The sequence below is a fragment of the Microbacterium sp. CH1 genome, assembly GCF_001595495.1.
GTDB lineage: Bacteria > Actinomycetota > Actinomycetes > Actinomycetales > Microbacteriaceae > Microbacterium.
This window is the reverse complement of record NZ_LOSO01000022.1, coordinates 14,398-28,776: the sequence shown is the minus strand read 5'-3', so window position 1 is coordinate 28,776 and position 14,379 is coordinate 14,398. Positions and strand designations below refer to the sequence as shown.

The window sequence follows — 14,379 nt, the reverse complement described above, 5'->3', positions numbered from 1 at the left end:
CATGGCACAGCGTGAGCACGCCCCGAGCCGCCGACCGACCCTGCGGATGGTGGCCGAACGTGCCGGAGTATCGACCGCGACCGTCTCGTACGTCTTCTCCGGGCGAGCAGGGGCCAGCGGGGCGGGCGTGGCCGAGGCCACCGCGGCGCGGGTGCTCGCGGCGGCGGACGAGCTCAACTACCGGCCGAACACGGCGGCCAGGGCGATCCGCACGGGTCGCAGCGGCATGGTGCAGCTCTCCCTGCACATGCTGAGCGATCCCTGGTCGCTGGCGGTGGCCGACGCCGTGAACGCCGAGGCGAACCGGCACGGGCTGACGACGCTGATCCTCGCCGACGGCGACTGGCACGCGGCGCTCGACCGCGTCGAGAGCGACGTGGCGTACCTCGACGGCGTCGGCCTGGACGAGGAGGACGCCCGACGGCTGGGCGACCTCGTCAAGCGCGGCCAGCGGCTCGTGGTGTTCTCGGAGCACCTGGAGCCGGACGGCTTCGACGTCATCCGCTCGGACGCGATCCCGGGGTGCGAGCTCGCGATGGATCACCTGCTGGAGCGGCACACGGCCATCGGCTGCATCGCCGCGGAGGGTGCCGTCCGCCTCGCGGGAACCCAGGTCACGCGCTACACGCCGTACGTCGAGAAGCTCGCGGCGGCCGGCATCTCCCCGGATCCGGCGTGCACCGTGACCTATGCGGAGACCCAGGCCAGCGCCTTCACCGCCGCGATCGAGCTGCTGTCGCAGGAGAACCGCCCGGACGCCGTGTACGCGACGACCGACTTCGCCGCGATCGCCGCGATCAACGCCGCGCACATGCTCGGGCTCCGCGTGCCGCACGACGTCGCGGTGATCGGTGTCGGGAACACGCCGGACGCACGGCTCATCGCGCCCACCCTCACCACCGTCGGCCCCACGGACTTCTACGAGCGTCAGGCGCGGATCATCGTCGAGAAGGCGCTCGAGGGCGAGCCCTCGCCCGGGGCGCTGCACGAGTTCCCCTGGGCCCTCGTCCCCGGCGGCTCGACCGACCTCGACGCCCCGGCAGCCCGCGGCCGCTGAGCCGCCCCCTTTCTCTCCCCTCTGTCACGAAGGACTTCTGTTGGACCTCCACATCGGCATCATCGGCTTCGGCGCGCGCTCCACCCTCCAGGAGGAGGTGCACCGGCCGGGGCACGGCTCCCGCATCACCGCCGTCTGCGACCTCGCCCCGCGCGCCCGCGAGGACGCCAGGGCGCTCGTCCCCGACGCGCTCATCACCGACTCCCTCGACGAGCTGCTCGCATCCGGCGTCGACGCGGTCATGGTGCTGACCCCGGACGACACCCACGCCGCCCTGACCATCCGGGCGCTGGAAGCCGGGGTGCCCGTCTTCTGCGAGAAGCCCCTCGCGATCGATCTCGCCGACGCCGACCGCATGCTGGAGACCGCGCGACGCACCGGCACCCGGCTCTACATCGGTCACAACATGCGGCACATGCCCGTGATCACCCTCATGCGCGGGCTCATCCAGGACGGGCGCATCGGGCAGGTGAAGGCCGTATGGGTGCGGCACTTCGTGGGGCACGGCGGCGACTTCTACTTCAAGGACTGGCACGCCGACCGGAGCCGTACCACCGGACTCCTCCTGCAGAAGGGAGCGCACGACCTCGACATCATCCACTGGCTGGCCGGCGCGTACACCGAGCAGGTGGCGGCGATGGGCGGCCTGAGCGTCTACGGCGACATCACCGACCGGCGGGACCGCGCGGGGGAGCGGATGCCCGACTGGTTCAGCATGGACAACTGGCCGCCGACCGCGCTCACGGGACTCCACCCCGTCGTCGACGTCGAGGACATCTCGATGGTGAACCTGAGGCTGGAGGGCGGGATCTTCGCGTCCTACCAGCAGTGCCACTTCACCCCGGACTACTGGCGGAACTACACCGTGATCGGCACCGAGGGGCGCATCGAGAACTTCGGCGACGTGGCCGGCAGCGAGGTGAGGCTGTGGAACCGTCGGCATGCCGGGGCGGCCGACGCGGACGAGGTGTTCATCGTGCCCGAGGTGCCCGACGCCGGACACGACGGTGCCGACGCGCTGCTCGTGGCCGAGTTCCTCCGGTTCGTGCGGCACGGTGGTCTCACGGCGACCTCTCCCGTCGCGGCGCGGGAGGCCGTGGCTGCCGGGATCCTCGCGACCGCGTCCCTCCGGGGCGACGGCTCCGCGATCTCCGTCCCTCCGCTCGACCCCGAGCTCGTCGCCTACTTCGAGCGCGGCCAGACCCCCTCCTCCACCCCCTCCTCCTCCGCCGCCTGACCCACCGGCAGGGGAGTGCAATAGGGCACCCGAACCGCGTCTCCCAGGCACGTTTCTGATCCCGCAGCGAGGGGGGAGGGGGAGAGGGGCGGGGCTCTCAGGGAGTTCACACCGGAGCGAATGTACAAACGTACATGTACGGGTGTCCAGGGGGTGAGCGATGGCGGAGAGCGCGCGTCGGCGGCGTGATCCCGAAGCGCGCCGTCGGGAGATCGTCACGGCTGCCGCCGAGCTCATCGTCGAGGTCGGGGCCGACGCCATCACGCACCGCATGGTCGCCGCCCGCGCCGGAGTGCCGCTCGGGGCGACCACCCAGTACTTCGACACCCTCGACGACCTGCGCAGCGCCGCCTTCCGTGCCCTCGCGGACGAGATCGAATGCCGGCTCGACGGGGTGCGGCAGACCCTCGCCGAACGCGGAGCCGGAGCCGACGTCATCGCCGCGCTCGTCCACGACAGCATCCACGACGGACACGCGGTGCAGGCGGATCGAGCGGTGGTCACGGCGGCCGTCCACGATCCGCGTCTGCGCGAGCTCGCGCGCCACCTGTCCGACCGCCTCGTCGACCTCCTGGAGCCGACCTATGGCGCCGACCGGGCCCGAGCGGCGATGATCTTCATCGACGGCGTCATGTGGAGCACGCAGATCCGCGACGTCGATCTCGAACAGTCCTTCCTCGAATCCGCACTGGCGCGGATCCTCGGAGAACCTCTCTCCCTCCCATCCGCAGCGACCGCCATCCCCTGACACCGAGGACCACGCCTTGTCGAAACTCGCCATCCTCAGCCTGAAGAACCGCGCCCTCATCGCGCTCGTGACGATCGTCGCCGCGGTGTTCGGCGGGCTCGCGCTGACCAACCTCAAGCAGGAGCTCATCCCGTCGCTCGAGCTGCCGGCACTCGTGGTCATGACCACGTACCCCGGCGCCTCGCCCGAGGTGGTCGAGAACGACGTCTCGACGCCGATCGAGTCGGCCATCCAGGGGGTTCCCGACCTGGAGTCGACCACCGCGACGAGCACGACCAATGCGTCCATCGTGCAGGCGATGTTCTCGTACGGCACGAACCTCGCGACCGCGGAGCAGAAGATCCAGCAGGCGATCAACCGCATCTCCTCGCAGCTGCCGGAGGACGTCACGCCGCAGGTGCTCTCGGTCTCGATCGACGACTTCCCGGTGATCCAGGTGGCGGTCACCGGCTTCGACGACGCGGACAACGCCCAGGCGCAGCTCGAGAGCGTCGCGATCCCCGACCTCGAGGACGTCGACGGGGTGAACGCGGCCGAGATCGTCGGCGGCGTCGGACAGCGCATCACCATCACCCCCGACCTCGCGAAGCTCGCCGCCGCCGGACAGAGCAGCGAGGCGATCAGCACGGCACTCCAGCAGAACGGCACCCTGTTCCCCGGCGGCGAGATCACCGAGGATGACGAGACCCTCACGGTGCAGACCGGAGCGAAGATCACCTCGGTCGACGAGATCGCCGCCCTGCCGCTCGTCGGCACCGCGGTCACCATCGGCGACGTCGCGACGGTGGAGCAGGTGTCCGACCCGGTGACCTCGATCTCCCGCGTCGACGGCGAGGACGCCCTGTCGATCTCCATCACGAAGCTCCCCGCCGCCAACACGGTCGAGGTGTCGCAGGGGGTCATCGCGGCCCTCGACGAGATCGGGGAGGCGCTTCCGGACGCGGAGTTCACGGTCGTGTTCGACCAGGCGCCGTTCATCGTGCAGTCCATCGACACCCTCGCCACGGAGGGTCTGCTCGGTCTCGTGATGGCCGTGCTCGTGATCCTCGTGTTCCTGATGTCGGTGCGCTCGACCCTGGTCACCGCGATCTCGATCCCGACCTCGGTCCTCATCACCTTCATCGGGCTGCAGGCGTTCGGCTACTCCCTCAACGTGCTGACCCTCGGGGCGCTCACGATCGCGATCGGCCGCGTGGTCGACGACTCGATCGTGGTGATCGAGAACATCAAGCGCCACTACGTGGGCGACGCGGACAAGGGCGACGCGATCCGTCTCGCCGTGCGCGAGGTCGCCGCCGCCATCACCGCCTCGACCATCACGACGGTGGCGGTGTTCCTGCCGATCGTGTTCGTGGGCGACATGGTGGGCGAGCTGTTCCGTCCGTTCGCGATGACCGTCACGATCGCCATGGTCGCGTCGCTCTTCGTGGCGCTGACGATCGTCCCGGTGCTCGCGTACTGGTTCCTCAAGCCCGGCAAGCCGCTCCTCGACGACCAGGGGAACGCGATCGACCCGGAGGACCCGGCCGCCCCGCCGACGCGGCTGCAGCGCGGCTACCGGCCCATCCTCGGCTGGACGCTGAAGCACTCGGGCATCACCGTCGCGCTCGCGGTGGTGGTCCTCGCCGGCACCCTCGCCGCCGCCCCGCTGATGAAGGTGAACTTCCTCAGCGACTCCGGTCAGAACACCATGACCGTGACGCAGGACCTCGGCCCGACGGCGAGCCTGCAGGCGAAGTCCGACGCCGCCGTCCCCGTCGAGGAGGCCCTCCTGGACATCGACGGCATCGAGCACGTGCAGGCGTCCATCGGGTCGAGCGGCTCCGCGCTGCGCGACGCGTTCTCCGGCGGTGCGGGCATCACGTACTCCGTGCTCACCGACGGCGACGCCGACCAGGAGAAGCTGCGCGCCGAGGTGCAGGACGCGATCGACGGCCTCGGCGACGAGGTCGGCGAGGTCGCCGTCGCGGCATCCGCCGGCTTCGGCTCGAGCGACATCGAGATCACCGTGTCGGCCGCGACCGGCGACGACCTCGCCACCGCCACCTCCGCCGTGGTGGACGAACTCGACGGCCGCGAGGGCATCGGGCAGGTGACCGACAACCTCGCCGAGGCGCTGCCGTACATCGCCGTGGTCGTGGATCGCGAGGCCGCCGCCCAGGTCGGACTGTCCGAGGTCGCCGTCGGATCGATCGTGTCGAACACGATGCGTCCGCAGCAGATCGGCTCGGTCGAGATCGACGACACCGCGCTGACCGTGTACCTCGTCAACCCGGAGCCGCCGACGACCGTCGACGCCCTCCAGCAGCTCGCGATCCCCACCGCGGCGGGCATCGTGCCGCTGGAGGACATCGCGACCGTGGAGCAGCGCAACGGTCCGACCTCGATCACCACCGAGCAGGGACGGCGCACCGCGACCGTCACCGTGCCGCCCGCATCGGACAACCTCGCGGTCGCCACCCAGTCGGTCACCGAGGCGCTCGCCGCCGCGGACCTGCCGGACGGCGCCTCGGCCGAGGTCGGCGGCGTCGCCTCGCAGCAGGCCGACTCGTTCGCGCAGCTCGGCCTGGCGATGCTCGCCGCGATCCTCATCGTGTACGTGGTGATGGTGGCGACGTTCAAGTCGCTGCGTCAGCCGCTGCTGCTGCTGATCTCGGTGCCGTTCGCGGCGACGGGCGCCATCCTGCTGCAGATCGTCACGGGCGTACCGCTCGGCGTGGCCTCGCTGATCGGCGTGCTGATGCTCATCGGCATCGTGGTGACGAACGCGATCGTGCTCGTCGACCTCGTGAACCAGTACCGCGAGAAGGGACTGTCGACCGCGGAGGCGGTGATGGCGGGAGGGGAGAAGCGTCTGCGCCCGATCCTCATGACCGCGCTCGCCACCATCCTCGCCCTCACCCCGATGGCGCTCGGGATCACCGGGCACGGCGGATTCATCTCGCAGCCGCTGGCGATCGTGGTGATCGGCGGGCTCGTCTCCTCGACCGTGCTGACGCTCATCGTGCTGCCGACCCTGTACAACCTCGTCGAGGGGGCGCGGGAGCGCCGTCGGGCGCGCAAGGGCGAGCCGCAGGCGGACGCGGGACCCGTCCCGGTGCACGCGGACGGCACGCCGGTCAGCCGGCGCGAGCTGCGCGAGAACCACGGCGAGTAGTCGCGCGTCCGCAACGCGGAGAAAGGGCCCCGGTCCCGTAGAGGAGACGAGGATCGGGGCCCTTCCGCGTGTGTTCTCCGGACCGGTGGACCGCGGTCAGGCGAAGGAGAGGCCCCACTCCACGGTCCAGGTCTCGCCCGGGGCCAGGCGTCTCAGGCCGCGGCCGCTGTTGAGGGCATCAGCCGGGGCGGTCATCGGCTCGATCGCGACGGCGAGCGGCGTACCGGGATAGTTCGTGGCCGTGTACACCTGCACGAAGTCGAAGCCCTCGCCCTGCCAGAGCGTGACGGTCCGGCCGTCGGGGGCGGTGAGGGTGTGCCGCACCCGGCCGTCCGGGTCGCGGTCGAGGTCGGTGAACCCGGTGTCGAGCGAGACGTCGCCGACGCGGATGCCCTCGCGCAGCTCGGGATCGGCGGGACGGGTGCCGATCGGGAGCATGCGGTCGTCCGTCTCGAAGGCGGTGCGGGCGGGCACGCGGAGGACGAGATCGTGCGGGTCGACGTCGCCGATCGTGGGGAACGGGTGCGTGCCGACCGCGACGGGCGCGGGGGAGTCGGACCAGTTGGTGAGCGTGTGCGTGACCTCGATGCCGTCCGCGGTGAGGACATACGCGACGGACGTCTCGATCAGGTACGGGTAGCCGGTCTGCGGGAAGACGGTCGCCCGCAGCGTCGCGGCGCCCTCCGTCTGCTCGATGGCGTACGCCGTGAAGCGCAGCAGGCCGTGACTGGCGTTGTCCGTCTTCGGCTCGGTGATCGCGAGCTGGCGCACGGTGCCCTCGTCGTCCCAGCGGCCGTCGCGCACCCGGTTGGGCCAGGGGGTCAGCACGACGCCCGAGCACGACGGCGTCGGGATGTCGAGCGGATACGGGGAGATGAGATCGACCTCGCCGATCCGGAGGGCACGGAGAGAGGCGCCGACCTGGGCGATCTGCGCGGTCACGTCGCCGAGACGGAGATGGACCTGGGTGCCGGTGGGAGAGACGGAGTTCACCTCGACATCGTAGTGCCGCAGGCCGCCGGAGTGCGGGGGTCTCCCAGGGATGCCGGGTAGACTGAGACGGTCGGCTTCGGACACCCGCGCAGGGCGCGGACGTTTTTCAGTGTGTGAAGTGTGAGTCCAGGGGCCGATGGTGCGCGTCGATCGACGCGAATCAACCATCACAGGAATGGCCCCGGCCGCAGATCGTCCGGACTCCGCTGGATCGGAGTGCTCGCGCGTGCGCGCAGCGCTGTTCTCGTGCGAGAACGCAAGAAGGACACCCGAATGCCCAAGAACAAGAAGCCCCGCGGCGGTCGCGCCGCCGCGAACTTCGAGCCGCGCTACGGCGCCAAGAAGACCTCGTTCCACGACCGCCACCGTCCGGCCGGCGGTCGGGACACGGCTCGCGACGAGCGTCCCGCACGCGACGACCGCGAGGGTCGCGCGACCGGCGGGTACGACCGTCGCCCCGGGAGCCGCAGCCCCGGGCACCGCGGCTACCGCCCGGAGGAGACCGAGTCCGGTGCTCCGAAGCGCCGCTGGAGCTCCCAGGAGCGCGCCGGTCGCGACGAGGCCCGCAGCATCCGCAACCGTGCGGAGTCCGGGCGTCGCGAGGCCCCGCACCGCCGCGACGACCGCGCCGGTGGCGGCCGGTTCGACGACCGCGCCGAGCGTCCGCGGTACAACGACCGGTCCGGCGCTGGACGGTTCGACGACCGTCCGCGGCGCGACGACCGCGGCGGCTCGCAGCGACAGGGGTTCCGCGACGGCGACCACCGCGACGGCGGACGCCCGCGCTTCGACGACCGCCGGAACGAGCGTCCGCGCTTCGACCGCGACGACCGTCCGCGGCGGGACGACCGCGGCGACGATCGCACCCGCGGCGGTGAGCAGGGGACCGAGCGTTCGTACGACGCCGCCCGTGCGCGCCGCGCGTTCGACCGCGACCGCACGCAGCGCTCCTTCGAGGGCGGGCGCGAGCGGCCGTCGACCGGAGGGGCCTACCGCACCGAGCGGCCGCGTCGGGACGAGCGCCCTCGTCGCGACGAGCGTCCGACCCGGAGCGACTGGAACGCGAAGCCGAAGGCGGCCTTCGAGCAGGCCGACGACGTCGTCCACGAGCGCCTCGAGGCACAGGCCGTGCAGGCCGTCGAGGTCGAGGGCGTCACGTTCGCCGACCTCGGCCTGGGCTCCAACATCACCGAGACCCTGAACAACATGGGCGCCGCGACGCCGTTCCCGATCCAGGCGGCGAGCATTCCCGCCGTCCTCGAGGGGCGCGACGTGCTCGCCCGCGGACGCACGGGCTCCGGCAAGACCATCGCCTTCGGGGCACCGCTCGTCGAGCGGGTGCTGCAGTCGCAGGCGGGCAAGCGTCGTGAGTTCGGACGGGCGCCGCGCGCGATCATCCTCGCCCCGACGCGCGAGCTCGCGCTGCAGATCGACCGGACCATCCAGCCGATCGCCCGCAGCGTCGGCCTCTTCACGACGCAGATCTACGGCGGTGTGCCCCAGGGTCGCCAGGTGGGCGCGCTGAAGAAGGGCGTCGACATCGTCATCGGCACCCCCGGCCGTATCGAGGACCTGATGAACCAGGGCAAGCTCGACCTGTCGGACTGCCGGATCGCGGTGCTCGACGAGGCCGACCACATGTGCGAGCTCGGATTCGTCGAGCCCGTGCAGCGCATCCTCCGCCGCACGGCCGAGGGCAGCCAGAAGCTCCTGTTCTCCGCGACGCTCGACCGCGAGGTCGCGGCGCTGGTGGACGAGTTCCTCGTCGACCCCGCCGTGTTCGAGGTCGCCGGCGAAGACCAGGGCTCCAGCACCATCGAGCACCGGGTGCTCGTCATCGAGCACCGCGACAAGGCGGACATCCTCACGTCGCTCGTCGACCGCGAGGGCAAGACGCTCGTCTTCGCCCGCACGCGCGCCTACGCCGAGATGCTGGCCGACCAGTTCGACGACGCGGGGATCCCGGCCGTGTCGCTGCACGGCGACCTCAACCAGGCCAAGCGCACGCGCAACCTGGAGAAGCTGACCTCGGGTCGGGTGAACGTGCTCGTCGCGACCGACGTCGCCGCGCGCGGCATCCACGTCGACGACATCGACCTCGTGGTCCAGGCCGACGCGCCGGACGAGTACAAGACGTACCTGCACCGCTCCGGTCGCACGGGTCGCGCGGGGCGCTCGGGCCGGGTCGTCACGCTCATCACTCGGCAGCGCCAGCGCCGGATGACCGAGCTGCTCGGTCGCGCCGAGATCGAGGCCCCGTTCGAGCAGGCCCGCCTGGACGACGACGTGATCGAGGAGATCGCCGGGCGCGTGCCGTCCGCCGCCGAGCTCACCTCCTGACCGTTCGGGATCAGAAAGGCCCCGGAGACTTCGGTCTCCGGGGCCTTTTCGCACTACGCACCGGGCGGGTCAGGGGAGGGGGTACGGGTCAGGGGAGGGTGTGCTCGTGGAGGGACGTCATCAGGGACGTACCGTTGAGGTCGAGGTAGAGGACGCCCTCGGTGACCGTGAGGGTCAGGGTGTTGCGGCGGGCGAGGTGGGGCGTGGCGGTGTCGACGAAGCCGGGATCGAAGCTGTAGACCCGGATGTCCTCGGCCCGGTGGATGCGCTTGTCGGCCCACGGCGCCATGACCTTGGCGGGATCGCGGTGCGTGTAGACCACCGTCCGGTCCGCGAGGCGGGTGGCATGATGCAGCCGTGCGGCATCGGGAGCGCCCACCTCGATCCAGACGGTGACCCGCCCCGTGAGGTCGCGCACGAGCACGGCGGGCTCGTCCGTGTCGGAGACGCTGCCGCCGAACGCGATGCCCTCCGCGAACTCGAGTCCATACGCGAGCACCCGGGTGAGCATGTACGCGTCGGTCTCGGAGGGATGCCGGGCGACGCGGAGCGAGACGTCCTCGTAGACCCCGCGATCGGTGTCGGCCAGCTGCATCTCGAACGTGTGGACTGTCGAACCGATCGCCATGATCCTCGAGCCTACGTGGCGCAGCACCCCTTCCGTGACCGACTCAGAACAGCATCGGCTGGGGAGGAGGGGACGCGGCAGCGCGGCCGCTCGGGGTGAACATCACCGGCCCGGCCGCCGGGGTCTCCGTCTGCACGTGGCCTTGGCCCGGGCGGAACCCGCGCCGCGGATAGTCGTCTTCGTGCCGGCCGTCGAGTCCGTGCGTCCGGATGAGGGGACGGGCGCGCTTGGCGAGCCACTGCCGATACGGCTTCGGCGCCTCGACGGACGCTCCGGGATAGAGCCCCCGGTACGACGACACGAGGTCGGGACGGTTCTCGCCGAGCCACTGGAAGAACCACGGCTTGACGCCCGGACGCAGGTGCAGGGCTCCGTAGATCACGCTCCGCGCTCCGGCGGCCTTGATGCGGCGCAGGGCGTCGTCGATCGCGGCGAGGGAGTCGGTGAGGTGCGGCATGATCGGCATGAGGAACACCGTGACCGGGAACCCGGCGTCGGCAAGGGCGCGCACCGTGTCGAGGCGGGCCTGCGTGGGCGGAGCGCCGGGCTCGATCGCTTTCTGCAGCGCGTCGTCGTACATCGCGATCGACATCTGCACGTCGACCGGCACGCGCTGCGCCGCCTTCTTCAGCAGCGGGATGTCGCGGCGGATCAGCGTGCCCTTCGTGAGGATCGACATCGGAGTGCCCGACGCCGCGAGCGCCTCGATGATGCCGGGCATGAGGGCGTAGCGCCCCTCGGCCCGCTGGTACGGGTCGGTGTTCGTGCCGAGGGCGACCGTCTCGTGCTGCCAGCTCCCGCGGCGCAGCTCCCGTTCGAGCACCTCGACGACGTTGACCTTGACGACGATCTGGGTGTCGAAGTCGGCACCGCCGTCGAGGTCGAGGTACTCGTGCGTGCCTCGTGCGAAGCAGTACGTGCAGGCATGGGAGCAGCCGCGGTAGGGGTTGATCGTCCAGGCGAAGGGCATGCGCGACGCCCCGGGGACGTGGTTGAGAGCGGACTTCGACAGCACCTCGTGGAACGTCATCCCGGCGAACTCCGGCGTCGTCACCGTGCGCAGGACGCTGGACCGGTTCTCGAGACCGGGCAGCGCCGCCTCGTCGCTGTCCGCGAGCTTCTGTCCCTGCCACCGCATCGTCCTAGTCGAACAAAGAAACGAATCGAAGTCAAGCGAGTATGGCATCAATGTTCGAATGGAAGAATGGGGCCATGCCCTCCTCGCCGTACGCTCAGCATGCGGCGCCGCGCTCCCCGATCTTCGGCGCCGCCCTCCCGGTCGGGCTGGCGGTGACCGCGGTGGGCGTGCTGCTGTCCCTCACCGGGGCGGCCGCGACCCCTGTCGCCTCGGAGGAGATGCCGCGGCCGGTCGCGGTGATGCAGGTGCCGACCGTGGAGAACGCGGCGACGCCCGCGGCGGACCCCTGTGCCGACCCCGGGGTGCAGGAGGCGATCGCGGCGGGGGATGACGCCGCCACCATCGCGGGGTTCGGCGGCGGAGCGCGCTTCCGTGAGGCGGTGGTCGCCGGGAACGCGCCCTGCGTCTCGCTCAGCGATCCCGCCCGGATCTGGGTGGTGGTGAACAAGGGGCGTCCGCTCGATCCGGCCGCCTACGAGCCCGCGGGACTGGGCCAGGTGCCCCTGCAGATGACGACGCCGTCGGGCCGCGTGCGCGCGGAGGTCGCCGACGCGGTCGGGCGCATGGCGGAGGCCGCCGCGGCCGCGGGCGTCGGCCGCATCGGCGCGAACAACGGCTACCGCTCCTACGGGCTGCAGGTCGCGACCTACGGCGCCCACGTGCGGGACCAGGGGCAGGCCGACGCGGACGCCGGCTCGGCGCGCCCGGGGCACAGCGAGCATCAGACCGGTCTCGCCCTCGACGTCGTGGCCTGCGATGCCGGGTGCGGCGGTCTCGACGGCTTCGGGGCGACGCGGCAGAGCGAGTGGGTGGCCGCGCACGCCTGGGAGTACGGGTTCATCGTGCGCTACGAGCAGGTCGGCACCCCGGTCACCGGGTATGCGCCGGAGCCCTGGCACCTGCGTTACGTCGGCACGGAGCTCGCGGCGGCGTATCACGAGGGCGGCTTCCACACCCTCGAGGAGTTCTTCGGCCTGCCCGCCGCTCCCGACTACGAGCACTGAACGGACGGGTCCGCGGTGGCGCTCGGCGTGCTCTGAGGCTTTCCACAAACGCGGTACCCAGTCCCACTCGGGATGGGATGCATTCTCACAATCGCCTGTCCTGCCCCGTGTTCCCGCCGTAGACTCGCCGGAGCAACGACGCACGACACGTTCGGGAGGACGGCATGGAACGCGACATCTACGAAGAGGATCACGAGGCATTCCGCGACCTCGTCAAGGATTTCGTCAAGCGCCACGTCACGCACGAGGCGATCGAGAAGTGGGACGCCGCCGGCGAGGTGGACCGCGCCACGATGCGCGCCGCGGGTGAGGCCGGCATCATCGGGCTCTCCGTGCCCGAGGAGTTCGGCGGCGCCGGGATGCTGCAGGACTACCGCTTCCGCGCGATCGTGAACGAAGAGGTCATCGCAGCCGGAGCAGGCTCGCTCGCCGGCGCCTTCGGCATCCAGGACGACCTGGCCGTCCCGTACCTCGTGCACATGGGCACGCAGGAGCAGAAGGAGAAGTGGCTGCCCCGCATGGCCACCGGCGAGGTCGTCGGCGCGCTCGCCATGACCGAACCCGGTGCCGGCTCCGACCTGCGCGGCATCAAGACCACCGCGAAGAAGGTCGACGGCGGCTACCTCGTCAACGGCGCCAAGACGTTCATCTCGTCCGGTGCGACCGCCGACCTCGTCGTGACCTTCGTCAAGACGGGCGAGGGCAACCGGCCCGACGCGTTCAGCCTCGTCCTCATCGAGAAGGGCATGGAGGGGTTCGACAACGGCAAGAAGCTCTCGAAGATGGGCTTCCATGGCCACGACACCGCCGAGCTGTCGTTCAGCGACGTGTTCGTGCCCGAGGAGAACCTCATCGGCGGCGTCGAGGGCAAGGGCTTCATCCAGCTCATGATGAACCTCCCGCTCGAGCGCCTCTCGATCGGCGTGGCCGGAGCCGCCGCCGCACAGGCCGCGCTCGACTGGACCGTCGCCTACACGAAGGACCGCGAGGCCTTCGGGGAGCGCATCATCGACTTCCAGAACAGCCGCTTCACCATCGCCGACATGTCCGCCACGGTCGACGCGCTGTGGGCCTTCATCGACCGCGCGCTCCTGGCGTACAAGGACGGCAAGCTGTCGGCCGAAGAGGCCGCGAAGGTCAAGTTCTGGGCGACCGAGCGCGAGTGGGAGGTGCTCGACGCCGGGGTCCAGCTCCACGGCGGCTACGGCTACATCACGGAGTACCCGATCGCCCGCGCCTTCCTCGACGCCCGTGTGCACCGCATCTACGGCGGCACGAACGAGATCATGCGCGAGATCGTCGGGCGTCAGATCGCCGGCAAGCGCTGAGGTCCCCGGGCACGGCTTCGGAGATTCCCGACGACACGCCGGGGCGGCCTCGTCCGCCCCGGCGTGTCGTGCTGTGGCTCCGAAGTCATGCCCGGTCAGGCGGTGAGCACAGGCCGGAGGGTGTCAAACCCATCGAGCGTGACGGCACCTCCCAGCAGGGCGAGATTCTGCTCGCGGAGAGCCTCGAAGCGGTCCCTGGTCATCGAGTAGTTGTGGTGCGGGGTCGCCGTGTTCTCACGGATCATCATCGTCGTTGCGGTGGGGCGATAGCCGACTCTCCGGGAGATCGCGTTCGATGCCGGGTTGTCGGCGAACGCACCGGACGTGACCTCCTGCGCCCCCAAGCCGTCGAAGAGCGCAAAGAGCATCAGTGCTCTCATCCGCGTGCCGATGCCGCGGCCCTGATACTCGATTCCGAGCCAGGAGCCCGTCTCCGCTCGGTGCCGCACACTCCAGTCGTCGGCGCTCGCGCCCTGGACGCCGACGAGGATGCCGTCCACCAGCACCCCGAGTTCGAGCATGAACCGTCCGGGAGCGATCTGAGAGCGGGCGTGCCACTGATACGACAGGAGTCGGCGTACGACGGTGTCGGTGTCACCGCGAGTCCAGGGGACGGCGAAGGGCATCCGGCTCGGATCGTGCACGCCGCGTGCAGCGAGGTCGCCCAGGGTGACCAGGAGATCGTCATCCAGCCACCGCAGTTCGAGGTTTCCGAGCACAGCTTCGGAGATTCCCGACGACACGCCGGG

Annotated in this window: 11 protein-coding genes; 7 read left to right on the top strand and 4 right to left on the bottom strand. The window is 70.7% G+C overall.

What is annotated here, in order from left to right; genetic code table 11:
• Window position 1: 1 nt before the first annotated feature.
• The 4 genes from AUV07_RS14990 (at window position 2) to AUV07_RS14975 (ending at window position 6,199) form a co-directional block, all read left to right on the top strand.
• On the top strand, window positions 2–1,057 hold the full coding sequence (locus AUV07_RS14990) for a LacI family DNA-binding transcriptional regulator (protein ID WP_062637349.1): 1,056 nt from the start codon (window positions 2–4) through the stop codon (window positions 1,055–1,057).
• 40 nt (window positions 1,058–1,097) lie between these two features.
• Window positions 1,098–2,294 (top strand): Gfo/Idh/MocA family protein, encoded by a 1,197-nt coding sequence (locus tag AUV07_RS14985; protein ID WP_197462162.1) that lies wholly within the window; start codon window positions 1,098–1,100, stop codon window positions 2,292–2,294.
• Window positions 2,295–2,454: 160 nt separating this feature from the next.
• The gene (locus AUV07_RS14980) at window positions 2,455–3,042 is read left to right on the top strand and encodes a TetR/AcrR family transcriptional regulator (protein ID WP_062637348.1); all 588 of its coding nucleotides are present in this window, start codon (window positions 2,455–2,457) and stop codon (window positions 3,040–3,042) included.
• Window positions 3,043–3,058: 16 nt separating this feature from the next.
• Window positions 3,059–6,199, top strand: coding sequence for an efflux RND transporter permease subunit (locus AUV07_RS14975; RefSeq protein WP_062637346.1), 3,141 nt, complete (start codon window positions 3,059–3,061; stop codon window positions 6,197–6,199).
• A 96-nt stretch (window positions 6,200–6,295) separates the two neighbouring features.
• Here the strand turns inward: AUV07_RS14975 and AUV07_RS14970 are convergent, their stop codons facing one another.
• Window positions 6,296–7,192 carry an aldose 1-epimerase family protein gene (locus AUV07_RS14970; protein WP_025104688.1) on the bottom strand — a complete coding sequence of 299 codons (897 nt, stop codon included), beginning with the start codon at window positions 7,190–7,192 and terminating at the stop codon, window positions 6,296–6,298.
• A 273-nt stretch (window positions 7,193–7,465) separates the two neighbouring features.
• Here AUV07_RS14970 and AUV07_RS14965 point away from each other — a divergent pair, with 273 nt between their 5' ends.
• Entirely contained in the window at window positions 7,466–9,532 is a 2,067-nt protein-coding gene (locus AUV07_RS14965; RefSeq protein ID WP_062637344.1) for a DEAD/DEAH box helicase, read from the top strand.
• Between the two features lie 88 nt (window positions 9,533–9,620).
• On the opposite strand, the gene AUV07_RS14960 is transcribed toward AUV07_RS14965, so the two are convergent.
• Together AUV07_RS14960 and AUV07_RS14955 are read right to left on the bottom strand one after the other, a co-directional pair.
• Complete coding sequence (locus AUV07_RS14960) at window positions 9,621–10,160, bottom strand: YaeQ family protein (RefSeq protein ID WP_062637342.1); 540 nt, start codon at window positions 10,158–10,160, stop codon at window positions 9,621–9,623.
• Window positions 10,161–10,203: 43 nt separating this feature from the next.
• Window positions 10,204–11,298 carry an Rv2578c family radical SAM protein gene (locus AUV07_RS14955; RefSeq protein ID WP_062637340.1) on the bottom strand — a complete coding sequence of 365 codons (1,095 nt, stop codon included), beginning with the start codon at window positions 11,296–11,298 and terminating at the stop codon, window positions 10,204–10,206.
• 74 nt (window positions 11,299–11,372) lie between these two features.
• Here AUV07_RS14955 and AUV07_RS14950 point away from each other — a divergent pair, with 74 nt between their 5' ends.
• On the top strand, window positions 11,373–12,302 hold the full coding sequence (locus AUV07_RS14950) for a M15 family metallopeptidase (protein WP_062637338.1): 930 nt from the start codon (window positions 11,373–11,375) through the stop codon (window positions 12,300–12,302).
• A gap of 164 nt (window positions 12,303–12,466) precedes the next feature.
• Window positions 12,467–13,630: an acyl-CoA dehydrogenase family protein gene (locus AUV07_RS14945; RefSeq protein WP_062637336.1), complete on the top strand. Its 1,164-nt coding sequence runs from the start codon at window positions 12,467–12,469 to the stop codon at window positions 13,628–13,630.
• Between the two features lie 95 nt (window positions 13,631–13,725).
• Here the strand turns inward: AUV07_RS14945 and AUV07_RS14940 are convergent, their stop codons facing one another.
• Window positions 13,726–14,373 (bottom strand): GNAT family N-acetyltransferase, encoded by a 648-nt coding sequence (locus tag AUV07_RS14940; protein ID WP_062637334.1) that lies wholly within the window; start codon window positions 14,371–14,373, stop codon window positions 13,726–13,728.
• Between the last annotated feature and the right edge of the window lie 6 nt (window positions 14,374–14,379).